The sequence below is a fragment of the Idiomarina sp. 28-8 genome (assembly GCF_000320945.2).
Lineage (GTDB): Bacteria > Pseudomonadota > Gammaproteobacteria > Enterobacterales > Alteromonadaceae > Idiomarina > Idiomarina loihiensis.
On the sequence record NZ_DF266789.1, the window covers coordinates 486,782 to 511,126 of the forward strand.

At 47.8% G+C, this 24,345-nt stretch carries 23 protein-coding genes and 4 tRNA genes; 4 read left to right on the top strand and 23 right to left on the bottom strand.

Annotated features, from left to right (window positions below; all coding sequences use genetic code 11):
* The 16 genes from RJ32_RS02420 to RJ32_RS02495 form a co-directional block, all read right to left on the bottom strand.
* Window positions 1–389, bottom strand: a 389-nt coding sequence (locus RJ32_RS02420; protein WP_034818770.1) for a GTP-binding protein, incomplete at its 3' end; no start/stop codon positions are given.
* 82 nt (window positions 390–471) lie between these two features.
* Window positions 472–547: transfer RNA gene (locus tag RJ32_RS02425), tRNA-Thr, on the bottom strand.
* Between the two features lie 12 nt (window positions 548–559).
* Window positions 560–634: transfer RNA gene (locus RJ32_RS02430), tRNA-Gly, on the bottom strand.
* 45 nt (window positions 635–679) lie between these two features.
* A tRNA-Tyr gene (locus tag RJ32_RS02435) sits at window positions 680–764 on the bottom strand.
* Between the two features lie 19 nt (window positions 765–783).
* Window positions 784–859 (bottom strand) — tRNA-Thr (locus RJ32_RS02440).
* Window positions 860–1,009: 150 nt separating this feature from the next.
* Window positions 1,010–2,308 carry an adenylosuccinate synthase gene (locus RJ32_RS02445; RefSeq protein WP_034818786.1) on the bottom strand — a complete coding sequence of 433 codons (1,299 nt, stop codon included), beginning with the start codon at window positions 2,306–2,308 and terminating at the stop codon, window positions 1,010–1,012.
* Window positions 2,309–2,410: 102 nt separating this feature from the next.
* Window positions 2,411–3,304, bottom strand: coding sequence for a protease modulator HflC (gene hflC / locus RJ32_RS02450; RefSeq protein WP_034818788.1), 894 nt, complete (start codon window positions 3,302–3,304; stop codon window positions 2,411–2,413).
* Window positions 3,304–4,458: an FtsH protease activity modulator HflK gene (gene hflK / locus RJ32_RS02455; protein WP_034818790.1), complete on the bottom strand. Its 1,155-nt coding sequence runs from the start codon at window positions 4,456–4,458 to the stop codon at window positions 3,304–3,306. The genes hflC and hflK overlap by 1 nt, the downstream gene beginning before the upstream one ends.
* 44 nt (window positions 4,459–4,502) lie before the next feature.
* Window positions 4,503–5,792 (bottom strand): ribosome rescue GTPase HflX, encoded by a 1,290-nt coding sequence (hflX, locus tag RJ32_RS02460; RefSeq protein WP_034818792.1) that lies wholly within the window; start codon window positions 5,790–5,792, stop codon window positions 4,503–4,505.
* A gap of 24 nt (window positions 5,793–5,816) precedes the next feature.
* Entirely contained in the window at window positions 5,817–6,074 is a 258-nt protein-coding gene (gene hfq, locus RJ32_RS02465; protein WP_011233595.1) for an RNA chaperone Hfq, read from the bottom strand.
* Between the two features lie 177 nt (window positions 6,075–6,251).
* On the bottom strand, window positions 6,252–7,202 hold the full coding sequence (gene miaA / locus RJ32_RS02470; RefSeq protein WP_034818795.1) for a tRNA (adenosine(37)-N6)-dimethylallyltransferase MiaA: 951 nt from the start codon (window positions 7,200–7,202) through the stop codon (window positions 6,252–6,254).
* A complete protein-coding gene (gene mutL, locus RJ32_RS02475) occupies window positions 7,195–8,928 on the bottom strand; it encodes a DNA mismatch repair endonuclease MutL (protein WP_034818797.1) in 1,734 nt (577 codons plus the stop codon). Before mutL ends, miaA begins: the two co-directional genes overlap by 8 nt.
* Window positions 8,928–10,238 carry an N-acetylmuramoyl-L-alanine amidase gene (locus RJ32_RS02480; protein WP_051018716.1) on the bottom strand — a complete coding sequence of 437 codons (1,311 nt, stop codon included), beginning with the start codon at window positions 10,236–10,238 and terminating at the stop codon, window positions 8,928–8,930. Before RJ32_RS02480 ends, mutL begins: the two co-directional genes overlap by 1 nt.
* Complete coding sequence (gene tsaE / locus RJ32_RS02485) at window positions 10,235–10,693, bottom strand: tRNA (adenosine(37)-N6)-threonylcarbamoyltransferase complex ATPase subunit type 1 TsaE (RefSeq protein WP_034818801.1); 459 nt, start codon at window positions 10,691–10,693, stop codon at window positions 10,235–10,237. The genes RJ32_RS02480 and tsaE overlap by 4 nt, the downstream gene beginning before the upstream one ends.
* Entirely contained in the window at window positions 10,686–12,206 is a 1,521-nt protein-coding gene (locus RJ32_RS02490; RefSeq protein WP_034818803.1) for a bifunctional ADP-dependent NAD(P)H-hydrate dehydratase/NAD(P)H-hydrate epimerase, read from the bottom strand. The genes tsaE and RJ32_RS02490 overlap by 8 nt, the downstream gene beginning before the upstream one ends.
* Before the next feature lie 20 nt (window positions 12,207–12,226).
* Window positions 12,227–12,430: a YheV family putative zinc ribbon protein gene (locus tag RJ32_RS02495; protein WP_011233589.1), complete on the bottom strand. Its 204-nt coding sequence runs from the start codon at window positions 12,428–12,430 to the stop codon at window positions 12,227–12,229.
* A gap of 81 nt (window positions 12,431–12,511) precedes the next feature.
* Here RJ32_RS02495 and RJ32_RS02500 point away from each other — a divergent pair, with 81 nt between their 5' ends.
* Together RJ32_RS02500 and RJ32_RS02505 are read left to right on the top strand one after the other, a co-directional pair.
* Complete coding sequence (locus RJ32_RS02500; RefSeq protein WP_011233588.1) at window positions 12,512–14,425, top strand: ATP-binding cassette domain-containing protein; 1,914 nt, start codon at window positions 12,512–12,514, stop codon at window positions 14,423–14,425.
* Entirely contained in the window at window positions 14,422–14,658 is a 237-nt protein-coding gene (locus tag RJ32_RS02505; RefSeq protein ID WP_011233587.1) for a YheU family protein, read from the top strand. Before RJ32_RS02500 ends, RJ32_RS02505 begins: the two co-directional genes overlap by 4 nt.
* Here the strand turns inward: RJ32_RS02505 and cysQ are convergent.
* Entirely contained in the window at window positions 14,630–15,442 is an 813-nt protein-coding gene (cysQ, locus tag RJ32_RS02510; protein WP_181813911.1) for a 3'(2'),5'-bisphosphate nucleotidase CysQ, read from the bottom strand. The genes RJ32_RS02505 and cysQ overlap by 29 nt on opposite strands.
* 11 nt (window positions 15,443–15,453) lie before the next feature.
* Window positions 15,454–16,011, bottom strand: a complete 558-nt coding sequence (gene nudE / locus RJ32_RS02515; RefSeq protein WP_034818853.1) for an ADP compounds hydrolase NudE — start codon at window positions 16,009–16,011, stop codon at window positions 15,454–15,456.
* Window positions 16,012–16,138: 127 nt separating this feature from the next.
* Between nudE and sthA the strand changes: the two genes are divergently transcribed.
* Window positions 16,139–17,557 (top strand): Si-specific NAD(P)(+) transhydrogenase, encoded by a 1,419-nt coding sequence (gene sthA, locus RJ32_RS02520; protein ID WP_011233584.1) that lies wholly within the window; start codon window positions 16,139–16,141, stop codon window positions 17,555–17,557.
* Window positions 17,558–17,563: 6 nt separating this feature from the next.
* On the opposite strand, the gene envZ is transcribed toward sthA, so the two are convergent.
* The 5 genes from envZ to RJ32_RS02545 form a co-directional block, all read right to left on the bottom strand.
* On the bottom strand, window positions 17,564–18,874 hold the full coding sequence (gene envZ, locus RJ32_RS02525; protein ID WP_011233583.1) for a two-component system sensor histidine kinase EnvZ: 1,311 nt from the start codon (window positions 18,872–18,874) through the stop codon (window positions 17,564–17,566).
* Window positions 18,874–19,599 (bottom strand): two-component system response regulator OmpR, encoded by a 726-nt coding sequence (ompR, locus tag RJ32_RS02530; RefSeq protein ID WP_011233582.1) that lies wholly within the window; start codon window positions 19,597–19,599, stop codon window positions 18,874–18,876. Before ompR ends, envZ begins: the two co-directional genes overlap by 1 nt.
* A 92-nt stretch (window positions 19,600–19,691) precedes the next feature.
* Window positions 19,692–20,114, bottom strand: coding sequence for a potassium channel family protein (locus RJ32_RS02535; RefSeq protein WP_011233581.1), 423 nt, complete (start codon window positions 20,112–20,114; stop codon window positions 19,692–19,694).
* A gap of 3 nt (window positions 20,115–20,117) precedes the next feature.
* Window positions 20,118–22,670: an EAL domain-containing protein gene (locus tag RJ32_RS02540; protein ID WP_034818806.1), complete on the bottom strand. Its 2,553-nt coding sequence runs from the start codon at window positions 22,668–22,670 to the stop codon at window positions 20,118–20,120.
* Window positions 22,671–22,826: 156 nt separating this feature from the next.
* Complete coding sequence (locus tag RJ32_RS02545; RefSeq protein WP_011233579.1) at window positions 22,827–23,081, bottom strand: DUF4282 domain-containing protein; 255 nt, start codon at window positions 23,079–23,081, stop codon at window positions 22,827–22,829.
* 257 nt (window positions 23,082–23,338) lie between these two features.
* Here RJ32_RS02545 and RJ32_RS02550 point away from each other — a divergent pair, with 257 nt between their 5' ends.
* The gene (locus RJ32_RS02550) at window positions 23,339–24,337 is read left to right on the top strand and encodes an NADP-dependent oxidoreductase (RefSeq protein ID WP_034818807.1); all 999 of its coding nucleotides are present in this window, start codon (window positions 23,339–23,341) and stop codon (window positions 24,335–24,337) included.
* The last annotated feature ends 8 nt before the right edge of the window (window positions 24,338–24,345 follow it).

A 24,345-nucleotide genomic window follows, 5' to 3' on the forward strand; every position in this document is an offset into this window, starting at 1 on the left:
TAAGGTACGCCTACCTGACGTGAAAGCAGGATGTGCTCACGAGTCTGCGGCATTGGACCGTCTGTTGCCGCTACTACTAAGATTGCGCCGTCCATCTGCGCCGCACCGGTGATCATGTTTTTAACATAGTCAGCGTGCCCTGGGCAGTCTACGTGTGCGTAGTGACGAGTTGGCGTGTCATATTCAACGTGTGACGTTGAAATAGTAATGCCACGCTCTTTCTCTTCTGGCGCGTTATCGATGGCTGCGAAGTCTTTCGCCGCACCACCATAAACTTTTGCCAAAACAGTTGTGATAGCAGCAGTTAGTGTTGTTTTACCGTGGTCAACGTGACCGATGGTGCCGACGTTTACGTGCGGCTTCGAACGTTCAAATTTTTCTTTAGACATTGCAGCCTCTCTAACAAAATTCTTCGGTGTGTTACCTAAGCTAAAAAGCATGACCGAGGTTTATTAGGGGCCTAAATTGAAATGGTGCTGATAGGCGGATTCGAACCGCCGACCTCACCCTTACCAAGGGTGCGCTCTACCAACTGAGCTATATCAGCACTGACGGAATGTGGAGCGGGTGGCGGGAATCGAACCCGCGTCATCAGCTTGGAAGGCTGAGGTAATAGCCACTATACGACACCCGCAAATTCACAATTTTATGAGGCCACTTCAAAACCAAGGAAATTGCGTGGTGGAGGGGGCAGGATTCGAACCTGCGAAGGCTGAGCCGTCAGATTTACAGTCTGATCCCTTTGGCCACTCGGGAACCCCTCCCGTGTCTTGCAATTTAAATTGGTGCCGGCACCAAGAGTCGAACTCGGGACCTACTGATTACAAGTCAGTTGCTCTACCAACTGAGCTATGCCGGCACCACCGGTTAGGTGGAGCGCATTCTATGGTACTAGATTTGATAGTGCAATAGGTGCGCGTAATTTTTTTAATTTTTTGTTCTGACTGGTCAGTTTTTATCTACATCGAATAAAAACTGACCGTCTTTTAGTAACATACACTACTTTTTCTTACTGCCCAAATGGGTGACGTAAAACAATGGTTTCTTTACGATCAGGGCCGGTCGAAATGATATCTACCGGTACACCGGTTAACGCCTCGATACGAGCGATATAAGCTAAAGCTTCTGGCGGTAACTCTTTATGCTCTGTTATGCCAACAGTGCTTTGCTGCCAGCCCGGCATTGTTTCGTAAATGGGCTCTACCACTTCATAGTCTTCCGCAGACAGCGGCGGATGCTCTGTCACACTGCCATCGGAGAGCTGATAGCCAATACAAATCTTTAACTCTTCAAGACCGTCTAATACATCTAGCTTGGTTAAACAGAAGCCACTAATAGAGTTGATTTGTACTGCGCGTCGCATTGCCACGGCATCTATCCAGCCAGTACGACGTTTACGGCCGGTCGTTGCACCAAACTCATGGCCTTTTTCACCTAAATGCTGCCCCACTTCGCAATCAAGTTCAGTCGGGAACGGACCACTACCTACGCGAGTGGTATAGGCTTTGACAATGCCTAACACGTAATCAATATAACGAGGACCAAAACCGGCTCCGGTTGCAACACCACCAGCCGTTGTATTGGAAGAGGTCACATAAGGGTATGTACCGTGGTCGATATCCAGCAAAGTACCCTGCGCACCTTCAAACATGATTGATTCACCGTTTTTACGCGCTTTATCGAGTAAAGCAGGTACATCAATCACCATAGGTTTTAATACTTCCGCGAACTCTTCACATTGCTTAAGTACGGTATCGAAATCAATAGCGTCAGCTTTGTAGTATTCCACTAAAGAGAAGTTGTGATAATCCACCAACTCTTTCAGCTTCTCACCAAAGCGTTTCATATCAAATAAGTCACCAACACGCAGACCACGACGTGCAACTTTGTCTTCATACGCAGGGCCAATACCACGCCCCGTTGTGCCAATAGCCTCGCTGCCACGCGCGCGTTCACGTGCCTGATCAAGAGCTACATGGAACGGCAGGATTAATGGACAAGCTTTGCTGATACGCAAACGGTCAGCAACTGGAACATTTCGTTCTTTCAGCATTGCCATTTCTTCCATCAGTGCTTCGGGTGATAAAACCACACCGTTGCCAATAACGCATTGAACATTTTTGCGCAAAATACCTGAAGGAATTAAATGCAGAACGGTTTTTTCACCGTCAATAACCAATGTGTGCCCAGCGTTATGTCCGCCCTGATACCGCACAACCATAGTGGCCTTATCGGTTAACAGGTCAACAATTTTACCTTTGCCTTCGTCACCCCATTGGGTGCCTAGAATTACAACGTTCTGACTCATGATTGCCCCGCGTAAAAAAAATCGGAGCGATCTTACCTTTAATCGGAGGGTTTGTACATCGGAGGTGAGCGCCTGATGGTCACATCAGACGCTCGGTCATGATTACTCTTCGGTTTTTCCCATCATATTTTGTAAATAACGGAAAAAGTCACTGTTCGCATCAAGCACTAACATATCATTGCCAGAGCCAAAGGAACTGCCATAAGCTTCCATGCTGCGAATAAATGCAAAGAACTCTGCATCTTTCTGATAAGCATCAGCGTAGATTTTCGCTGCCTGCGCATCACCTTCACCACGTAATTCACGTGACTGACGTTTTGCATCAGCAAGCATTACCGTTACACGCGCGTCAACATCGGCACGGATAAACTCTGCCTGCTCTTTACCTTCAGAACGATGTTCTGTGGCCACAGCTTTACGCTCTGCACGCATACGTTGATAAATGGACTGACTCACTTCAGTTGGCAAGTTAATTTGCATAACACGAACATCCAGCACTTCAACACCTAAATCTGAAGCACTTTCTGAACCTTGTATTAAAGCTTCACGCATTAACTCATCACGCTCACCAGAAACAATGTCAGAAATGGTACGGTTACCAAATTCACTACGCAAACCGCTGTTAATACGACGAGTTAACAGAGCTTCAGCCTGGAGGTAGTTACCGCCATTAGTACTCAGATAGAAAGTAGAGAAGTCATTAATACGCCACATAACGTAGGTATCAACAATCAAATCCTTTTTCTCACTGGTGACAAAGCGGTCAGGATCTCCGTCTAATGTTTGCAGGCGGGCATCCAGTCTTTTCACTTGTTCAATGAAAGGGATTTTAAAGTGTAAACCGGGTTCGAAAACCATAGCTTCACCAGTTTCTGCATTACGCTCGACCTTACCGAACTGAATTAAGATGGCGCGTTCGCCTTCCTTAACTACATAAACGGAGGAAAGACCCAGAACGACCAGGACCACAACAATTATTGCGATTAGGTTTTTCATTAGTTTCGACCTCCGCTGCGGTTACTGCTGCGCGTATTTTGTGTCTCTGTTCCAGTACTTGAGGAACCACCTGAAACATCTTCAGGAATACGCGTCGGAGAGAATGAATTTGTATTACGACCTTGCTTTTCGAGAAGTTTTTCTAGTGGTAAGTACATCATGTTGTTACCACCTTCAACGTCAACCAGTACCTTAGGCGTTTTCGCATAAAGCTCCTGCAGAGTATCAAGGTAGATACGCTGACGCGTAACTTCAGGTGCGTTTTGATATTGAGGCAGCAATTCTTCAAAGCGAGCAACTTCACCCTGAGCCTCAAGAATAATTTGCTCACGATAAGCTTGCGCTTCCTGCAACATACGACGTACCTGGCCTCGTGCCAAGGGTTCTACTTCGCGGGCATAAGCTTCAGCTTCACGAATGAATCGTTCTTCATCTTCCTGTGCCGATATAGCATCATCAAAGGCGTCTTTAACAGCCTCCGGTGGCCGTGCTGGCAGCAAGTTAATATCAACTACCTGCAAACCAACCGTGTATGGATTCATCGTTTTTTCGAGCATATCCAGAGTATTCGCTCTGACTTCCTCACGACCACGAGTCAGCACTTCATCCATTGTTGTGTGACCCACCACAAAACGTAAGGCACTGTCAGTAGCTCGTGATAAAACACCATCAGCATTTTCTACGTTAAATAAATACGCACGCGGATCAACAACGCGATACTGAACATCCAGCTCCACACGAACCACGTTCTCATCCTGAGTCAGCATGTAGCCATCAGTTTTATCTGAGCGGATGTTGTTTACGTCTACATGTTCTACCGAATCAATAAACACGGGGCGCCAGTGAAGTCCCGACTCAACCAGGGTATGAAACTGACCGAAACGCAGCACAACACCACGGTCTGCTTCTTTAACCGTATAAAAACCAGCGATAAACCAAACAATTATCGCAATAATTGCGATAATGCCGACGCCTTTTGCCGGGATACCTGAACTGCCGCCCGAGCCGCCGCCTTTTTTCCCACCAAAACCGAATTTGGAAAACAGTTTGCGAACTGCTTCGTCGAGATCAGGCGGCCCTTGATCTTTGCCGCCTTGATTTTTCCATGGGTCACGGTCATTGTTATTACCGTTTCCCGGTTGATTCCAAGCCATTGAGTGCTCCAAGTTTTTTAAGAAAACTGTTGCTATAAAAAATTCTATTGCTGCACGACTAAGTCGTCCAGTTGGTCGCCATAAGCCTTGTGTAAACGCTGCCAGTCTACCGATGACATGCGCACTTGCAACGCAAGTTCACCATTTTCGTTAACATCTTCCGATGTCACGCTATTCCAACGGTATAATGTACCACGTAATTTACCCATTGAGTGGGGGATTTTCAGAGTCAGCTCGACCATCTGCGGGCCAAGTATCTGCCGTAAAGCCTCCAGTACTTCCTCAATGCCAAGGTCTTGCTGCGCTGAAACCCAGACCCTTATTGGCCTTTGATTGTCATCGTAATCAATCCGGGGCTCGGCCCCTTCCACTTGATCTATTTTATTACAAATAATTAACTGTGGTACATCGCCAGCATCGATTTCTTCCAACACCTCAGCAACCTGATCAATATTATTTTGCTGCTGTTCGTCGCTGACATCAACCACATGTAACAATAAATCGGCCTCTTGAGTTTCCTGTAGCGTCGCTTTAAAAGCTGCGACCAGGTCATGAGGTAAGTGACGAATAAAACCAACGGTGTCAGCCAGAATCACTTCACCAATATCTTCTACTGCAAGTTTTCTAAGGGTTGGGTCAAGTGTTGCGAATAGCTGATCCGCTGCATAAACGCCAGCTTCCGTCAGGCGATTAAATAGCGTCGATTTACCTGCGTTGGTATAACCCACCAGCGATACGGTAGGAATATCCGCCTTTTTACGAGCCCGACGCCCCTGCTCCCGCTGTTTCTGGACTTTCTCCAGGCGCTTTAAAATATTTTTAATACGTCCGCGAATTAAGCGTCTGTCGGTCTCAAGCTGGGTTTCACCGGGCCCACGTAAACCAATACCACCTTTTTGTCTCTCAAGGTGAGTCCAGCCTCGCACCAGTCGTGTCGATATATGACGCAGTTGCGCTAATTCAACCTGCAACTTACCTTCGTGGGTTCGTGCCCGCTGCGCAAAAATATCTAGAATAAGACCCGTACGATCTAACACCCGACATTTGCAAATGGCTTCCAGATTTCGCTCTTGCGTTGGTGATAACGCGTGATTAAAGATAACAATGTTAGCGTCCAGCAGCTTTACCTGCTCGGCAATTTCTTCTGCCTTACCACTACCAACAAAGTATCTGGGGGTTGGGGAGTTACGACTTGTAGTCATCACTCCCATAGTTTTCACGCCCGAAGAATCAGCTAAAAGTTGTAATTCGGAGAGATCTTCTCGGTCAACTTCCGCGGGTAAATCCACATGAACCAATATTGCGTAGTCGCCACCTTCATACCTATCGAACAAGTTGTTCAGACCTCTCTTTCACCATTAATCTTCTATTTCAGCCATATCTTCGCCAGCTTGTTGCGGCAAATAATTTTGAGGAATACGCGCAGGTACAACTGTTGAAATTGCATGCTTATACACCATTTGGCTAACCGTATTCTTTAATAAGACAACGAATTGATCAAAAGACTCAATTTGTCCCTGCAGTTTAATGCCATTAACTAAGTAAATAGATACTGGTATGCGCTCACGACGTAACGCATTTAAGAATGGGTCTTGTAAAGTTTGCCCCTTAGCCATCTTGGATTCCTTTTTATCGTTATTAATATCCAATGTGTAAATAGTAAGCTACAGCACTGCCAATTTGCAGTTCCCTGTATAGACACACTAGACCAGTAAAGAATTTTTGCAATAAGAAAAACGTTAAGAATTACTCATTTAGTCCAGAATTGGATCTGCGGCCTTGGTCGTCTAATTTCAATCCTTACTATTAAAAATCTCTGCGGGCTGCTGCATTGCTGTCATGACTTTCGCCTGCATATTGAGGTCGCCGGTTTCCAGCCAGTGCACTCCCGGCCAGCCCCGCAGCCAGGTCATTTGTCTTTTCGCCAACTGTCGGGTAGCAATAATTCCGCGTTCGCGCATTTCATCATAGCTTAGCTCTCCGGCCAGGTGCTGCCACATTTGCCGATAGCCAACACTGCGTAAGGACGGAAGGTCCGGATGCAAATCGGATCTGGCAAACAAAGTTGCAACTTCCTCTTTAAAAGGTTGCGCCAACATATGGTCGAAACGCTGTTCTATACGCTGATGTAAAACTTTCCGGTCAACTGGCGCCACCGCAAACTGATAAATGGGTTTAGTTAACTGACCATGACGCTCCCTGGTAAGTTCTGTCAGGGGTTTGCCCGCAATTTCATAAACCTCCAAAGCTCGCAGAATTCGCTGAGGATCGTTAGGGTGAATGCGTTTCGCACTTGTGGGATCAACCTTTTGCAGCCGACTGTGCAGTTCGGCTAAACCTTTCTCATGCAGTTCGGCGGTCAGTTTCTCACGCACGCTGGTATCGGACTCGGGCAAATGGGAAAGCCCTTCCAGCAACGCCTTAAAGTACAACATGGTTCCGCCAACCAACAAAGGCACCTTGCCACGTTGCTGAATATCATCAATTAAAGCCAAAGCGTCTTTTTGGAAGTCGGCCGCCGAATAAGTTTCGGCAGGGTCGCGAATATCCAGCAAGTGATGAGGAACTAAGTTTTGCTCTTCGGCGCTGGGTTTCGCGGTACCAATATCCATTCCCCGATAAATCAACGCAGAATCGACAGAAATAATCTCACAGTCCAGTTGCTCACAAAGCGCCAGCGATAACGCGGTTTTCCCTGAAGCTGTAGGCCCATAAATGGCAATAACGGCGTCCTTGCTATGCATTATTCTCTCCGGGTAACGGCAACTTTTGCAACACATCCGCGCTTTCAGCCAATTGCGAACGCCACTGAATAAGCCAGTGCTCTGCCTGAGTCAGACTGTATGATTCAAGACCGGAAAACTGTGCCAACCAATGAGCCAGTTGATCAGCTTCAGCGCCTTCGGTCAGTAATGTCAGTAATTGGGAGAAACCGCTCACTACATTACCCTGACGTAACATTTCCGGCATTTGCTCGATAATTGCCTGCTCACGCTGAATTTTATACACCACACCGCACTGGTTTAATTGCTGCTGCGGCCACTGACTTGCAGGACCGGGCAGATTCGCCAAACTGATTGCCACAGGAACCAGTAAAGGCTGCCCGTTCAGTCCGTCCTGCAATTGCTGAGTAAGTTTTCTGCTAACACACTCAATGTGAACTTTAGCCAGATTAAGCCAGGCCAGACTGTACTCATTGCGAATAAGAGCATAAACACCATTAAACACCGACAGCACACGCCAGTTTTGTGCCGCTTTAAACTCTGCCTCTGACTCCGTGTTTAGCTGCGTGCCAGCATTGCTTTGATGGGCCCGTGCGGCATTTGGCAACAACGACCCGGATGCTTTTCTCTCACCCAGAAAACTCGCACCTGACGCGCCCCGACAGGAGTTCGACTGGGTCCCTGATGACCGTTCATGCGAGCTGTAAGAATGCTGATGACTCATCGCAGGTTGTCCGTTTTCTGTGGCAACCAACTGGTTTAAAGCCTGTTCAATGCGGGTCAGAATAAAGTCATGCACTTGTCGCTGGCGGTGAAAGCGGACTTCATGCTTTGCCGGATGCACATTCACATCGACTTCTTCTGCAGGCAGTTCAAAGTAAAGTACAAAGGTCGGTACCCGCTCGTTCGGCAAATATTTTTCGTAGGCCTGACGTACCGCATGCGATAACAATTTATCGCGCATCATTCGGCCGTTGACAAAAAAATGCTGAATATCCCCCTGATGCCGACAATGCTCCGGCGGGACTAACCAGCCACTTAAGTGGAAGTCACCATCAACAGCGTCAATTGCTGAAGCCTGCTCAGCAAATCCACCGCCGCAAATTTTCGCCAACCGTTGTAATTGCTGTTTTTCAGTCTGAGCAGAAGGAAACGCTCTTACCGATTTGCCGTTATGATTAAGCTGGAATCCAACTTCAAAACGGCTAAGCGCAATCCGTTTTATAACTTCATCTATGTGGCTGAATTCAGTTTTTTCTGTGCGTAAAAACTTACGTCTGGCTGGCGTATTAAAGAATAGATCCTGTATATCGACGGTTGTGCCGTCCGGATGCGCAGCTGGTTCAACAGTCACTTGCATATCCCTACCTTCGGCCCACGCCTGCCAAGCTTCTTTCTGCTCTGGCGGCTTGGATATTAAGCGCAATCGCGACACAGAACTGATACTGGCCAGAGCTTCTCCCCGAAACCCCAGGCTACCAATATGCTCTAAATCGTCCAGACTCTGAATTTTACTGGTGGCGTGACGGCTCAGTGCCAGTGTCAGCTCCTGCTTAACAATACCACCGCCGTTATCGCGAATTCGGATGCGCTTGCTACCACCCTGCTCTATATCCAGAGTTAACTGCGTAGCCCCCGCGTCTAAAGCGTTCTCGACCAGCTCTTTCACCACCGACGAAGGGCGCTCAACCACTTCGCCCGCAGCAATTTGGTTAGCGAGTTCTATAGGTAATTGTTGAATGGCCATCAGCGACTCGGAATCGTCAGTTTCTGACCGATTTTCAGGCTGTTGCTGGTCAGTTTATTTTCAGATTTTATGGCTTTCACTGTGGTGTTATATCGCTGTGCCAGTACCGACAAAGAATCGCCTGACTTCACTGTGTAGCTAAAGCTACTTTGGTTTGCCAGGTAAGTGTTATCTATTGGGTTACTGACAAAATAACGGCGAATACCATTATAAAGAGCCCGGGCCAGCTTTTGCTGATGAGCATTACTGGTTAACAGCTGCTCTTCACGCGGGTTTGAAATAAAGCCGGTTTCCACCAACAAAGAGGGTTTATCTGGTGACTTCAAGACCGCCAGACTAGCCGCCTGGGGGGTCTTTTTATGCATTTTAGTTATCGTCGACATTTCATCGATAATATGTTTTGCCGCCGTGTAAGCTCCTGCGATGGAACTGTCCATTGACATGTCTAACAAAGTTTCAGCTAAATAAGGTTCATGCCCGTTCTTACTCAGAATATCGGTGACCCCGCCAAGCAACTCAGATTGCTGCTCACGGTTCTCAAGCCAACGACCCACTTCAGAGTCTGCGCGACGTTTGGATAACACCCAGACCGAACCTCCGCTGGGCTGTGGCGTTCGAAATGCATCCGCGTGAATCGAAACAAAAAAGTCGGCTTTGGCATCCCAGGCTTTTTGCGGCCGCTCGTTAAGGCCAACATAGTAGTCCCCGGTTCGAATCAAATAAGCCTGCATACCAGGGTCATCATTAATGAGTTTGGCCAATGCACGGGCAATACGAATAACGACGTGTTTTTCGTAAGTTCCGCGTGGACCAATAGAGCCCGGGTCATCACCACCATGCCCGGCATCAATTGCTATGGTTACGCGCCTGTCTTTCAGCTCTGAAACCGATTTTGCCGGCCCGCTCAGCTCTTTGGATTTACCGGGTAAATCAACCACCAACCGATCTTTATAGGACTCATTAGCTGGCAAGGTAAAAAGGTTAGCGTCGCTTTTAGAGTCCAGCTCAATAACAATACGGGTACTGTTAGCGTTCTTAGGTGAGCTTGTGCGAATTTTATCGACCAGCAGCGATTCTTCGCCCAAGTTCGCCAAACCCGCTTTTAACGAAGTATTGTTAAAATCAATAACCAGCCGGTAAGGCTTTTGCTGATACAACGTAAAGTAAGAATAGTCGGGAGTGTCCGACAAGTCGAAAACCACCCGCGTTTTATCCGGAGATGGCCACACACGCACACTGTCTATACTGTTGTCGGCCCAGGCCCACAAAGGAACACAAGCAAACAAAAACACCCAAAATCGCTTCATCATAATGTTTTAATTATTTGTTGTCCGGCTTCAGTTAGCGCACTGAAAGTAAGTTTACGACCCGTGCCAGCATACTCGATTCTTATCTCAATGTCCGCACCGGGAAGCCAACCATAGCCTTTATCGGGCCACTCTATAAAGTTTAACGTATCTTCAGAAAAATAATCTCGAATTCCCATATATTCGAGCTCTTCCGGATCTGCCAATCGATATAAATCGAAATGATGAATACGCCAGCCCTGAAGCTGGTAAGGCTCAACAAGAGTATAGGTCGGACTTTTCACCGCCCCTGAATGCCCCATAGCCTGAATAACACCGCGACAAAACGCCGTTTTTCCGGCACCTAACTCGCCTCTCAGATAAACCACTAAAGGGGTCTGTAAAACTTGTGAAAATTTCTTCGCAAGTGCTAACGTTTCCTCTTCATCAGCCAACTCACATTGGTGTACCTCAGTCATCATCCCTTCCATATCCGTTCACCAACTGTCGTATATAAGGCAACAGATCCGAAGCTAAGGTTCCCCTCTCACCATCGTTTCCTGCCTCTTCGCCCGCTATAGCATGCCATAGGCTACCCGCAATCAGCGCTTGTGCCGGAGCCATTCTTTGCGCTAATAAGCCCGCGATTAATCCGGTTAACAGGTCGCCCATGCCACCGGAGGCCATTGCTGGTGAACCGCGGTCAATCAAACACCTACCTCTGTCGGTTACCAGCAAAGACCCCGCACCTTTAAGTAGTACCTGCGCACCGTATTTTTCACGTAGTTTTGTTGCCGCAGCAAAACGATCCGACGCTATTTCATCGGTCGTAATTTGCAGTAACCGTGCGGCTTCACCAGGGTGCGGTGTTAGTAATAATTTGGGTGAATGAACGGGGTTACTGGCTAATAGATTTAAACCATCGGCATCAATAACTTTCAGCACATCGGTTTCCATCACCTGCGAAAAAACCTCCTGACTCCAGGAGCCTTGCCCCAACCCGGGCCCCAAAGCAACAGCAGAAGCTTCTCGCAGCAGCGGCTTAAGAGCATCGGTTTCTTTTATGCCATGCACCATAGCTTCAGGCTGAGCTGCCGCAACAATTGCCTGCACCTGCGGATGACACGCCACGGACACTTTGCCCGCCCCCGCACGCAGCGCCGACTGCATTGCCAATATCACAGCTCCGGACATGCCCGGCTGACCACCGACAATTAGCACGTGTCCTTGCTCACCTTTGTGAGTGCAGCGTGAACGAGGCGCTAGCCAGCCGCCAACCCGGCCTGCATTAACCCTGAACCAGTCGGCTTCATTTTGCTGTCTAAACGTGCCGCCAATACCTAAATCTTCAAGTTTTAACTCACCGGTATGCTCTTGAGCCTTCCCGGTCAGCAAGCCGCGCTTTAACGCCACCAGACAGACGGTCAGATGAGCGCGAACCGCCGCACCGGGCACATGACCCGTATCAGCATTCAGCCCCGACGGCACATCCACTGACACCACTGGCGTCGTGCTGCCATTCACCCGCTGAACCCAGCTTACCGGGTCACCCTCAAGCGCACGATTCAAACCGACACCAAATAAGGCATCCACCAACACATCAAACTGCTCGGGCGAGCAATCCAGCAAGGGCTTTTCACTTCCGCCTTGTTCACGCCACGCAGCGCGGGCTTTGTGCGCGTCAGACTCCATTGGCTCCGGCAATTCAACATTGGGTTTAAGCGCAAAAACTTGCACCTGATAACCGGCCTTCTGAGCCAGTCGGGCGACAATATAGCCATCACCACCGTTATTGCCTTCACCACAACAGACCGCAATGCGTGCCGGTGCCGGAAAGTAAGATTGTAGCTGATGAAAAACCGCTTTCCCGGCCGCCGACATCAGTTGCGTCATGTTCATCGAGCAAGCTTCAGCGGCTTTTTGTTCGCCCTGCTGTACTTGCTCAACGCGATAAAGACAGTTGATAAAACGGCTGCCGTCGGTGTCTGTCATAATGGCTCCCTACAATTTGTTTAGTCTGGCTTAAATACCCCAATGACCTGATCAAACTGACGCTGGCTACCACCACCCTGCTCTTTAGGTTCACTAAACCGGTGCTTACATTGCACGCACTCAACTTGTTCGGTATCGTTTTCGATGAAGAGCATGAGTGTGTCCATGGCATCGCATTTGGGGCAAACGGCCCCGGCAATAAATCGCTTCTTTTCTCTAGCCACAACAGCTCCTGTGTTAGAATTGTGAGCAGAACACGTCTATGATACCGCAGCTGAACAGCTGTACAAAATGAAGAGTAGTTTATGATCCGTGCTGAAGCTATCACCTTATTGCGTGGCGGTGATGTTTTATTTGAAGACAGTGACTTACAAGTATTCCCGGGACATCGCGTTGGCTTAGTAGGCCGTAATGGCTGCGGCAAGTCCTCGTTGTTTGCCATGCTGCGTGGTGAACTCAGTGCCGACAGCGGTAATATTCACCTGCCAGCGGAGTGGCGAATTGCCAGCGTAGCCCAGGACACTCCCGCACTGGATAAATCCGCTATCGATTACGTAATGGACGGTGACGCCGAGTTTCGGCAGTTGGAAGCGCAACTCGCGCAGGCCGAAAGCGATAACAACGGCGAAGCCATTGCGCACTGTCACGACAAGTTGGCTTCCATCGGAGCTTATGATATTCAGCCCAGAACCGCCAGTTTAATGGCTGGCCTTGGCTTTACTCAGGAACAATTGCAACAGCCGGTAAAAGCATTTTCCGGTGGTTGGCGTATGCGCCTTAATTTGGCACAGGTACTCATAGCCCGCGCCGACTTAATGCTGCTGGATGAGCCCACTAACCATCTGGATGTTGACGCCATTTTCTGGCTGGAAAGCTGGCTGAAACAGTACGACGGAACCCTGCTATTGATATCGCACGACCGTGACTTTCTCGACTCGGTCACTACCGACATTACGCATATTGAGCATAAAAAGCTGAACAGCTACCGCGGTAACTACTCTCTGTTTGAGCGGCAGCGCGCCGAGCACATGGCTCAGCAACAAAGCGAGTACGAAAAAGCTCAGGTTATGCGTCAGCACTTACAAGCTTACGTTGACCGTTTTCGTTATAAAGCCAGCAAAGCCAAACAAGCACAGAGCCGTTTAAAAGCTATTGAGAAGTTGCCTAACCAGGCGCCACTGCGCGCCGAAAGTGGTATCGACTTTCACTTTTTAACACCAGAGAAGCTGCCAAATCCGCTGCTAACGCTGCGCGACGCCAAAGCTGGCTATGGTGACACCACCATTCTTGAGCAGATTAAGCTAAATTTGGTGCCGGGAACTAGGTTAGGCTTGCTTGGCCGAAACGGCGCCGGTAAATCAACGCTGATTAAACTGCTGGCGGGTGAATTGGAGCCGATGGCTGGTGAGCGGTTGGTTAACCCAGGTCTCAGCATTGGTTATTTTGCTCAGCATCAGCTGGAAACTCTGGACTTGGCAGCCTCAGCTCTGCTGCACTTGCAGCGCATTGATAAACAAGCGACTGAACAAAAGCTGCGTGACTTTCTAGGCAACTTTGGATTTTCCGGTGATCAGGCCACACGGTCGGTCGAACCCATGTCCGGTGGGGAAAAAGCACGATTGGCGTTAGCCCTCATTATTTACCAGCGTCCTAACTTGTTACTGCTAGATGAGCCAACTAACCACCTGGATCTCGGCTTACGGGACGCACTGGTTGCGGCTTTGCAGGAATACGAAGGCGCGTTAATTGTCGTTTCGCACGACAGACATTTGCTACGTACTACGGTAGATGAATTTTGTCTGGTTGCCGACGGCAAAGCAGAAACTTTCGACGGCGATTTAGATGCCTATCACGATTGGTTACAGCAACAGGCGGCTAATGACAAACGTAGCGAGCAACCCGCTACTCGCCAACGCGATGACCGCAAACAGCAAAAACGTAAGGAAGCCGAGGCGCGACAAAAAACTAAGCCTTTACGCCAACAAATAGAGAAGGCAGAAAAGAATATTCATTCGCTGGAGCTGACGCTAGCCGATATTCACGAGCAACTGAGTGACAGCACCTTGTATGACGATGCCAATAAAGCCAAATTGCAAAAGCTGTTAGACCAGCAGGCACAGGCGCAAAAAGATCTGCAACAACAGGAAAACCTCTGGATGACAGCAGAAGAAGAACTGGCAGAATTAACAGAAGAGTTGCAGCAAGCGGAGGATAAATGATCATTCCCTGGCAGGAAATTGATCAGGAAACCCTGAACAATTTAATGGAATCTATTGTACTGCGCGAAGGAACCGATTACGGCAGTCAGGAGCTCAGCTTTGAAACGAAAGTGGAGCAACTGAAGCAACGCCTGAAGTCCGGCGAAGCCGTCATTGTTTACTCTGAGCTGCATGAAAGTGTCGATGTAGTCAACAAAGACAGTGTTACCGGAAACGAGCCTGACGGGCAATAAATATTTCTTCCCAGGGCACGTTCTGGTCACCCAGAACTAAGAAGTTCGGGTTCAGCAGACTAACCGTACGGTTGTAGGTAATGGGCTCAAAGTTCTCATTCACTATGCGACCGCCAGCTTCTCCTACAATAACTTGCGATGCAGCGGTATCCCATTCTCCCGTAGGCCCCAGACGTAAAAAACAATCGGCTTTGCCCTCGGCAATAAAACAGGCTTTTAGTGAACAGCTACCCGTTGGTAAAGGCTGAATATCACGTTTTGTCTGCAAACGATTAAACACAGGCTCTCGTGCCTGTTGGCGGCTTATTGCAATAATAATAGGGTCAGCCTGAGGGTCACTAAACTTGCGCACGCTTATGGACTGCTTTTCGTTCTCTTTTTGTTTAAAGGCGCCAGCACCTTTGCGAGCATAGTAAAGCGTTTCCCCGACCGGCCAGAAAATAACGCCAATGACAGGCTCGTTGTTTTCTACGTAAGCAATGTTGACAGCAAAGTCTCCGGAGCGGGAAATAAACTCCTGAGTACCATCTATCGGGTCGATAATAAAATAGGCCTTCCATTGACGACGCTCATTATAGTCCTGATGTTCGCTTTCTTCAGAAATAACCGGAATATCAGGGAATGACTGCTTGAGTCGATCTTCTATTAGTTCGCTGGCAACAAGATCTGCGGTAGTCACTGGAGAATCGTCTTTTTTCTCGGCCGTTTTATAGTCACGCAGCTCGTACATTGACAGAATAACGCCACCTGCTTCGAATGCTATTTCCTTCAGTTTCTCCAGCATTGTTTCTGCCACTACTGTGCCTCACTCAGATTACGCAAAAGCATTAACAGCGCCGCAACACTTCGCGCTTCAGAAAAATCGGGTTGAGCCAGCAGGTTGTCAATATCGTTTAATGGCCAGGTCACTTTTTCCAACGGCTCAGGTTCGTCGCCCGGCAATCTTTCGGGGTATAAATCGCGAGCTACGAAAACACTCATTTTGGCGGAGAAAAACTGAGGCGCGAGAGACACTTCCATTAAGAATTCAAGTTGACGGCTGCCGTAACCAACTTCTTCTTTTAGCTCACGCTGAGCAGCCTCTTCCGGGGTTTCGCCCGGGTCAATCAGGCCTTTGGGGAAACCGAGTTGATAGTCGTGAAGGCCTGCAGCGTATTCCCGAATCAGTAACAAAGTTTCTTCATCCAGGCAGGGAACAATCATAACCGCGCCGCGACCGCTGCCTTTCATGCGCTCAAACTGACGCTGCTCACCATTGCTAAATTTAAGATCGACGGCCTCAATACGCATTAAGCGGCTTTGCGCTACAACACGACGAGCCAGAATTTGCGGGACTTGTTTTTCTTTACTCATACAACGGTTCCAAGTCATTGTCTCTCTTTACTATAACGACTCTGCGCACAGAAAACAGTGTCAATTTACGCTTTTCTTATACAGTGCTACTATCTAAAGCCCGTACACCGGTAGTGAAGCGAGTAATATGACTGCAATAAAGCCTGAAACCGAAACAGAATTCGATGTCGTTGTCATCGGTACTGGTCCCGGCGGCGAAGGCGCTGCCATGCAATTGGCCAAAAGCGGCTACAACGTTGCCATAGTAGAAAAACATAAAGCCCTTGGCGGCGGTTGCACGCATTGGGGAACCATTCCATCCAAAGCTTTGCGACACTCCGTCAGTCGTCTAATTGAATACAATAATAATCCATTGTTTTCCGGCCCTGGCTGGCAGAGCGGTATGACTTTCAGTCACATACTGCACTATGCAGAATCGGTTATTCGTAAACAGGTGAAATTACGCAGTTCGTTTTACGACCGTAACGACGTTACTGTGGTGCACGGTACAGCTTCTTTTTTAGACAAGAACCGCATTCGGGTCACCAAACTGGACGGCTCTGTCGATGACTTGATCACAAAACATGTCGTTATCGCTACAGGGTCACGCCCATACAACCCGAAAGACGTCGACTTTTCGCATCCGCGCATTTACGACTCAGATAAAGTGTTGTCGTTGTCTCATGAACCTAAAACCATTCTGATATACGGTGCAGGTGTGGTGGGCAGTGAATACGCCAGTATTTTCCGGGGTATGGGCGTTAAAGTTGACTTAATAAACCAGCGTGAACGCCTGCTTTCTTTTCTGGATGCTGAAATTTCAGATGCGCTGAGTTATCACTTGCGCAACAGTGGCGTTGTCATTCGCCACAATGAAGAATACGAAAGCATTACCGGGCACGATGACAAAGTGGTGCTGAAAACTAAGTCTGGTAAGACCATGGCTGCCGACTGTCTGCTTTTTGCTAATGGCCGTTCCGGTAACATTGAACAGCTTGACTGCCAGGCGGTGGGGCTTGAACCCAACTATCGCGGCCAATTGGAGGTAAATGAAAACTACCAGACCAGTGTCGATAATATTTATGCAGTTGGCGACATTATTGGTTACCCCAGTTTAGCCAGCGCAGCATACGATCAGGGACGGATCTGTGCTTCCGCTATTATTAACGGTAATTGCGACAAAGCACTTATCAGCGATATCCCTACCGGTATTTACACCATCCCGGAAATCAGCTCGGTTGGTAAAACTGAAGAAGAACTGACTGAAATGAAAGTACCTTATGAGGTCGGCCGTGCGCAGTTTAAGCACCTTGCACGGGCGCAAATCTCCGGTGCCGACGTGGGTTGTCTGAAATTATTATTCCACCGTGAAACGCGAGAACTGCTGGGGCTTCACTGTTTTGGCGAGCGAGCTTCCGAAATTATCCACATTGGTCAGGCTATTATGGAGCAGAAAAACGGTGGTAACACCATCGACTACTTCGTCAACACCACCTTTAACTATCCGACCATGGCGGAAGCCTACCGGGTTGCGGCTCTTAACGGTATTAACCGCCTGTTGCTGTAATCAAGATTACTGCCGTTGCTGATTCAGCGGCAGTTCAATCCGCACGCACAAGCCGCCTTCCGGGCGGTTTTGCAGTTTTATACTGCCGTCGTGCCGGTCGACAATGCGCTTAATAATAGCCAGCCCCAGACCGGACCCAACGCCACCACGCGCTTTATCCCCCTGAGTAAAAGGCTCAAATAATGTGGCCTGCTGCTCTTCGGGAATGCCCGGGCCGTCATCCGTTACTCTAAACCAAACACGTTTTTGCTTTTTATCATGCCCGGAGCTGACCACCACTTGATGTTTCCCGTAACGTTCGGCATTTTCCAGCAAATTAATAATGACTCGCTTCATAGACAAGGGCCGTAACCAGACTCTGGGCAACTTGCCTAAATCCAGCTCAAACTGCTTTTGCCAGTTATCCGGAACATTCGCCACAGTTTGCTCTATCAGCTCATTCAGCGACTCTCTGCTGCTCGACTCCTGCTGATCAAGACGAACATAATCGATAAACTGATCAATAATGTCGTTCATGTCGTCTATATCTTCAATAATGCCCTGAGCCAGGCAGTCTTCGCCCTGCGGCATCATTTCCGCAGCCAGACGAATGCGAGTAAGAGGGGTTCTTAAGTCGTGAGAAACACCGGCCATTAAAAGGTTGCGGTCATTTTCCAACTCGCGAATACCGCGCGACATTTGATTAAAAGCGCGAGTCACCGCCACAATTTCGGTCGCCCCTTTTTCAGACAGCTGCTCAGGGAACTCTCCCCGTCCAACTCTTCGGGCGGAGTCCTCCAGAGCTTTTAACGGTCGGTTTAACCAGTTGGCAAATAGCATACCGCCGAACACGCTCAGCAAACCAATGAGTACCAGGTACATCACCAATGGCGAGAAGCGGCCCTGCTGCATACTATCCAGGGGCACGCGTATCCAGAAGTCAGGCGCACGCGGAGGTTTTACCCACAAATAGAATTTATTGCCCTGAGCTACCCGTACTTGCGCTTCACCACCCAGCATATCACTCATGTCATCCGATAAATAACCATAATAGGTTGAGTTACCTAAGCCCTGCTTTTCAGCGGCTTCATCATTAAAGACTTCAATGCCGGTCGCTTCAGTATAACTGGTCATGAGCTCGCGCTCGGTTTCAGCTAAATGCTGACGGGGGATAAACATGGTGCGGATGTGTTTAGCAACCAGCTCATTAATTTGTTCTATAGAGGGTCTGACAACATAATTGCTTACCATCACGTAAGAAACGAGCTGGTTAATAAGCAACACCAGAGCCAGCAGCGCAACCGTGCGGGCAAACGCTGACTTAGGAAAAAGTTTCATCAGGACTTCAGTTGACCATCCGGCACAAACACGTAGCCCAGACCCCACACCGTCTGAATATATCGGGGCTTAGTCGGATCGACTTCCAGCATACGTCTTAAACGAGACACCTGCACGTCAATCGAGCGCTCCAGCGCACTGTAGTCACGACCACGAGCCAGATGCATTAACTTGTCGCGCGAAAGTGGCTGCCGTGCATTATTAACAAGAGCTTTGAGTACCGCAAATTCACCACTGGTCAGCGGCATAGGTGTGTCGCCGCGAAACATTTCGCGAGTACCCAGATTCAGCCGAAATTCACCGAAGGTTATTTCCTGATCTTCCTGCGAGGGAGCACCAGGAGCTTCGGTACCCCGCCGGCGCAGTACCGCTCTGACGCGAGCTAACAGCTCTCTAGGGTTAAAAGGCTTAGCCAGATAGTCATCAGCACCGAGTTCCAGGCCAATAATACGGTCCACTTCGTCGCCCTTTGCGGTTAGCATAATGACCGGCAGATTGTTTCCCTGGCTACGCAAACGCTTGCAAATGGAGAGTCCGTCTTCGCCCGGCAGCATTAAATCCAGTACGAGTAAATTAAAGTTTTCCCGGGTCAGCAAGCGGTCCATTTGCTCAGAGTCCTGCGCCACCCGTACCTGAAAGTTTTGCTCAGTAAGATAACGCTCCAGCAAGCTTCGCAGCCGTGCGTCATCATCTACCACTAAAATTTTTAATGTTTCCTGCATCATCAGTTTTGTTTTCCAAGCTGGTATGCCTCAGCCATAAAGATACACCGCCTGACAGCTTTATAGAAGCAGGCTTCTGTTAGCAAATGTTTCAGTTAACGGTGCCAGTAACGCTGCATTTCAACGTATAGAAACGAAGCCGTCCAGGTAATTAAAACTAAACCAGTTAAACTCTCCACACCAGTTAAAAAGCGGAGTGCTCCCGAAGGCTCTATATCGCCAAAACCAACCGTACTAAAAACCGTGAAAGAAAAGTATAAAGCATCCAAAAAACTTCCATCAAAATTACCGACTAAGGTGCCAAAACCTTCTTCGTGATGCATAAAGTAATAAGCAAGCGCAAAAATAGAAACCTCTACGGTATGCGCTATGATTGCGAGCATGACCCCAAACATCAGTCGAATTTGACTGAACATTCTCATGTGAGTGATCAGCCAGCCTATTCGGTTAAGCGCTTCGTAGTGAAAAATAACCGCTAAGCCGACAATAATCGAGTTACAGATAAAGGAAATTAGCATTGCTTAAACTCGCTCATCAGACATCCAGAAGTGGCTTGGTTCTGGCCTGGCAAAATAGTACCCCTGAAAACAAAAACACCCCATTTCCTGTAGTTTATGCAAGTGCTCCTCCGTTTCGACGCCTTCGGCGATAATGGCTAAATCAAGACTTTTGCCCAGTGCTATCACCGTTCTTACTATAGCTTCATCACTGTTACCGTTTTTCATGTCTCGCACAAAAGATTGATCTATCTTTAACGAATTTAAGGGCAAACGTTTCAGATAGCCCAAAGAGGCGTAACCGGTTCCAAAATCATCCAACGCAAAGGTCACTCCCAGGCGTTTTAGCCTTTCCATATTCGCAGCCGTGTTTTCAATATCATCAATGAGTAAACTCTCGGTTACTTCCAGCTCAAGCAACTCTCCGGGAATACCAGCCGCCGTTAAACGGGCTTCAATATCTTCTACAAATCCGGGGTATTTAAACTGGCTGGCACTGACGTTTATCGCAACACGTCCGCCTTTATCACTTATAGCGTGTTGCAATTTGGGAATGGCTGCCAGTACCTGATTCAGCACCAACCGATGCAGGTCGGGCATGAGTCCCTGACTTTCGGCTAACGGAATAAACTCTGCAGGAGACACCCAGCCAAGTTCTTCGTCGTACCAACGGAGTAACGCTTCAAAGCCCAAACAACGCTGGCTGGCCTCATCCGTTAGCTGTTGGTACTGCGGCTGCAAATACACTTCCAGTGACTCTGTCGTTATTGCCTGTCGTAACCCAGTTATCATCTTTTGCCGATAATTAAATTCGCGCTGTATGCCCGTATTAAAAAATTGCAGCTTTGATGCATTGGTCTCTTTTGCCTGCGACAGCGCTAGGTCGGCTCCCTGAAGTAGATCTCCGGTGTTTTGCGCATCGGAAAACAAAGTGACGCCCATACTGACTGATATCGACTCCGTTTTTTCGCCTAATTGGTAAGGCTCACTTAAACGCTCTACCAACACCTGCAGGCGCTGACGCAGATTCTTATCGTCCAGCAGATTAATACCGCTTTTACTCTTTAACAGCACCATAAATTCATCGGCCCCCAGACGTCCGGCAGTTTCAGTCTGAAGCAGCTCAGACTCCAGTCTCTGGCCAAACAGAACCAAAAGCTCGTCTCCCGCGTCATGGCTTACGCTGTCATTCACTTTCTTGAACTGGTCGATATCCAACATTGCCAGCACACCATCATCTCCGCCATTTTGATAACGATAAAACTCGTCTTTCAAACGCTCCAGCATGAAACGTCTATTCGCCAGGCCGGTTAAAGGGTCGAAGTACGCAAGAGACTGAATTTCTTCTTTCATGCTCTGGTATTCTGAAATGTCAGTACAAATTCCGCACAAGCCAATAACCTTCTTATTGGCATCATATAACGGCACTTTTACAGACCAAAAATGAAGCGGATTTTTTTTGTCAGGCAGAAAGCTCATTTCTTCCTGAGCCGCCCGTTTACCGCTTTTTATTACTTTGTTGTCAAAAACTTTAAGCGTATCGGCGGTGCTTTTATCAAACAAATCGGCATCGGTTTTTCCGATGAAATCACCCAGTTTTAACTGAAACAGTTTTAAAACCTGCTGGTTCGCATACTGATACTTCAGGTCTTTATCTTTGATAAAAATATAAGCTTCAACACTGTCTAAAATGGTATTCAAACGATACTTACTTTCAGCCAGCGCTTGTGTTTTTTCGGTAACCTTGCGACGCAAAAGCAGATTAAACCCAACAACAGTCAAGAATAGTAAGACCAATGCCGTCATTAACCACCAAACGTAAACAGAAATTGTTAAGTGACTTTGCCCTGAACTCCAGCGTTCAATAATTTCATAGTAATCGGAGTTTTCATCGGCTTTTAAGCGCTTTAGCTCTCTGTCCAGAGTTGACAGAATATCTGCATGAGAACCTTTAGGAACGGCAAAGAAAACCTCATTAGGAAGAAACATGATGGGGGTCATTTCAATGGCATATTCTGTCACTTGCTTATCGCCAAAAAGCTGATCCGCCGAAGTGGCGTTGACCTTTCCCGCAACAACCGCATCAAACCCTTCGGCAAGGCTCTGCACCGGATAAAGCTCACTGTTTAGATCAAAATTCTCAATTAATTGTTTTAGATACTCTTCCTGAACAGAGTCCCGCAGTACCGCCACACGTTTGTTGTTCAAATCTAAAAGGTTGGTAATTTTTTCTTCTTTCGGCGCATAAAGCTGTGACCAACTCAATAAAGCAGGCTCATTATGAAAACTAGCCCAAGTCTCTCTTTCATCGTTTTTCACAACATCCGGGAAAATATCAATTCGCCCCTCGCGCAAGAGCTTTAAGCATTGATCCCATTCACATTCTACCGGCACCAGTTGCCAATTATGACGCTGTGCAATAGTCATAAGAAGCTGGCCATGAATACCGCTCAACTGGCCGTATTCATCGAACATGATTTTGGGCGGGTTGTCATAAACACCCACTTTCAATGTTACATCCTGAGCCATTGACCCCGAAGCAAGTAGCAATAAAGCAATAGCAATAAGGTTTCGCAAGAAGGGTGGCACCTAATGTTAGTGAGTTGTATAACCCTAGAATAGGCTCATTTGAGTCATGAGAAAAGACCTAAAATAAAAGGCCCTCCAACAGGAGGGCCGCGCAACTTATAGAAAGCTTCACTTAGAAGCGTTACATGTCTTTATTTCTATCATTTACTTCTTACGAAGATCCTGCAGAGCTTCGTTCATTTTAAACAGAACAATAAGAAGCTCACACCAAATTCTGGCACCAACGCCTCCGGCCAGAGCGTAAAATATCCCTTTAAGGAAGTTACCAAAGGTAAAACCTTCATATCCCATAAACATAGTGCTTACCCCACCAACAACGGCGGCCAAAAGCAAAATCCAATACACAAAGGTAATGATCTTCGGTGTCAGCATATTGTTAAAAAATAGAACGTCTTTCATTTTTTATCTCCTTGTTATATAGGCGTAAACAGTTTTTATAGTAAGAAAAGAATAAGCCGACAGAGTTTACGCAATGTCCGACATCCTTTTCAGAACAGCAACTATCTGTTTGATATTAATCGACTTAGATACAGTTCACAATATCCGGCAACTAGTGTTTACAAAAGAATGTGATAAATCTCACAGCATTGGCCTTTCATTAAGTAACCTGAGTAGCCATATATGGCTTACATACAACCTAATAAAGAGGGAACTCTATGACGACTTATAAAGCGATTAAACTGGTTAAGCGCCCTGAGCCGGGCCCAGTCTCAGCGGACATTTTTGAAGTAACGGAAAAGGAGCTCCCGAAAGCCGGTTCCGGTGAAATATTAATAAAACAGCGGCAAATGTCGCTTGATCCTGCGATGTTTGGCTGGATGAGCCCCGATACAGAGAGCTACATACCACCAGTTGAATTAAACACGGTAATGCGCAGTTCGGGTGTTGGAGAGGTTGTCGAGAGTAACCATCCTGAGTTTGAAGTCGGCGACCGGGTTATGGGCATGATGGGCTGGCAGGAATATGCACTGAGCGACGGAAAAGGTATTAACAAGGTTCAGGCCGACGTACCTGACGAAACTGTACTCTCAGTATTCGCCTTACCCGGGTTAACTGCTACGCAAGGGTTACTTAATGTAGGTAAACCTAAAAATGGAGAAACCATCGTAGTAACAGGCGCTGCAGGTTCAGTCGGCTCAATTGTCGGTCAGATAGCAAAAGCCGAAGGCCTTAAAGTGATAGGTGTTGTCGGGAGTGACGAAAAAGCCAACTGGATAGTCAACGAACTTGGTTTCGACGGCGCGATTAATTATAAAACTGATGATTTGCGCGACCAACTGACTAAGCTGACTCCTGATGGTGTAGATTTATACTTTGAAAATACCGGCGGTCCCATTCAAAACCTGGTGGTTGAACGTATGAACGCGCACGGTCGTGTGGTGGTTTGCGGCATGATAGCCGACTACGATAAAGAAGTGCCCAGCCCCGGACCAAGCTGGGTGCCTGTTATTAAAAAGCGCCTGACAATTCAGGGCTTTACCATGCCAGATCACTTCGACCAAATTCCAAGCTTGCTGCAACAACTGACGCCTTACGTTATGTCCGGCAAAATAAAACACCGTTCGCATATTCTTGAAGGGCTGGAATCAGCCATTGAGGGACTGAACATGTTCTTTACCGGCGACAATAAAGGTAAGTTGATTGTGAAGCTTTAAGCCATTTT

Excerpts from the sequence above, each read along its gene's own strand:
- RJ32_RS02445 (WP_034818786.1), bottom strand. The coding sequence starts at position 2,308 with ATGAGTCAGAACGTTGTAATTCTAGGCACCCAATGGGGTGACGAAGGC.
- hflC (WP_034818788.1), bottom strand. The coding sequence starts at position 3,304 with ATGAAAAACCTAATCGCAATAATTGTTGTGGTCCTGGTCGTTCTGGGT.
- hflK (WP_034818790.1), bottom strand. The coding sequence starts at position 4,458 with ATGGCTTGGAATCAACCGGGAAACGGTAATAACAATGACCGTGACCCA.
- hfq (WP_011233595.1), bottom strand. The coding sequence starts at position 6,074 with ATGGCTAAGGGGCAAACTTTACAAGACCCATTCTTAAATGCGTTACGT.
- miaA (WP_034818795.1), bottom strand. The coding sequence starts at position 7,202 with ATGCATAGCAAGGACGCCGTTATTGCCATTTATGGGCCTACAGCTTCA.
- mutL (WP_034818797.1), bottom strand. The coding sequence starts at position 8,928 with ATGGCCATTCAACAATTACCTATAGAACTCGCTAACCAAATTGCTGCG.
- RJ32_RS02480 (WP_051018716.1), bottom strand. The coding sequence starts at position 10,238 with ATGATGAAGCGATTTTGGGTGTTTTTGTTTGCTTGTGTTCCTTTGTGG.
- tsaE (WP_034818801.1), bottom strand. The coding sequence starts at position 10,693 with ATGACTGAGGTACACCAATGTGAGTTGGCTGATGAAGAGGAAACGTTA.
- RJ32_RS02490 (WP_034818803.1), bottom strand. The coding sequence starts at position 12,206 with ATGACAGACACCGACGGCAGCCGTTTTATCAACTGTCTTTATCGCGTT.
- RJ32_RS02500 (WP_011233588.1), top strand. The coding sequence starts at position 12,512 with ATGATCCGTGCTGAAGCTATCACCTTATTGCGTGGCGGTGATGTTTTA.
- RJ32_RS02505 (WP_011233587.1), top strand. The coding sequence starts at position 14,422 with ATGATCATTCCCTGGCAGGAAATTGATCAGGAAACCCTGAACAATTTA.
- cysQ (WP_181813911.1), bottom strand. The coding sequence starts at position 15,442 with ATGCTGGAGAAACTGAAGGAAATAGCATTCGAAGCAGGTGGCGTTATT.
- nudE (WP_034818853.1), bottom strand. The coding sequence starts at position 16,011 with ATGAGTAAAGAAAAACAAGTCCCGCAAATTCTGGCTCGTCGTGTTGTA.
- sthA (WP_011233584.1), top strand. The coding sequence starts at position 16,139 with ATGACTGCAATAAAGCCTGAAACCGAAACAGAATTCGATGTCGTTGTC.
- envZ (WP_011233583.1), bottom strand. The coding sequence starts at position 18,874 with ATGAAACTTTTTCCTAAGTCAGCGTTTGCCCGCACGGTTGCGCTGCTG.
- ompR (WP_011233582.1), bottom strand. The coding sequence starts at position 19,599 with ATGATGCAGGAAACATTAAAAATTTTAGTGGTAGATGATGACGCACGG.
- RJ32_RS02535 (WP_011233581.1), bottom strand. The coding sequence starts at position 20,114 with ATGCTAATTTCCTTTATCTGTAACTCGATTATTGTCGGCTTAGCGGTT.
- RJ32_RS02545 (WP_011233579.1), bottom strand. The coding sequence starts at position 23,081 with ATGAAAGACGTTCTATTTTTTAACAATATGCTGACACCGAAGATCATT.
- RJ32_RS02550 (WP_034818807.1), top strand. The coding sequence starts at position 23,339 with ATGACGACTTATAAAGCGATTAAACTGGTTAAGCGCCCTGAGCCGGGC.